General features: G+C 65.5%; 1 protein-coding gene. It reads right to left on the bottom strand.

Annotated features, from left to right (window positions below; all coding sequences use genetic code 11):
• Positions 1–360, bottom strand: a 360-nt coding sequence (locus I6F37_RS43470) for a hypothetical protein (protein WP_225154906.1), incomplete at its 3' end; no start/stop codon positions are given.
• Positions 361–397 lie beyond the last annotated feature (37 nt).

The following is a 397-nucleotide window of genomic DNA, read 5'->3' as shown; positions in this document are numbered from 1 at the left end:
AACCCACGTAGCGCCGCTCGCAGTGCCCGTCGGCGAGAAGCCGCCGAAGGCGATAACCTGGGGTATCGGGCGCGCCGGCAGTTGCGCGGGCAGATAGCCCATCACGTGGCCGCGAAGCGATGGACCGCTCGTGAGAGCTACTTCCTGCCAACTGCTGATCCCCTTCTGCCACATGTCGCCAAGAGTGATGCCAGCGGACTCTCCACCGAACAGCAAGAGCCGCGCTCCCGCCGCGTCGTAGACCATGTCCGACTGCCGGCGGGCGACCTTGCCAGACCATCCGACCTGCGCCTGGACGGTCACAGACAAGCACGCCAGTGCCATCAGCAGCGCGAAACGCGTGACACGTCGATTGAGCATGGTCCGGTCTCCTCCGCAAGGAAGCGCAGTTCAGGGA

It is taken from the genome of Bradyrhizobium sp. NBAIM08 (assembly GCF_020193935.1).
Lineage (GTDB): Bacteria > Pseudomonadota > Alphaproteobacteria > Rhizobiales > Xanthobacteraceae > Bradyrhizobium > Bradyrhizobium yuanmingense.
This window is presented reverse-complemented; position numbering and strand designations above follow the sequence as displayed.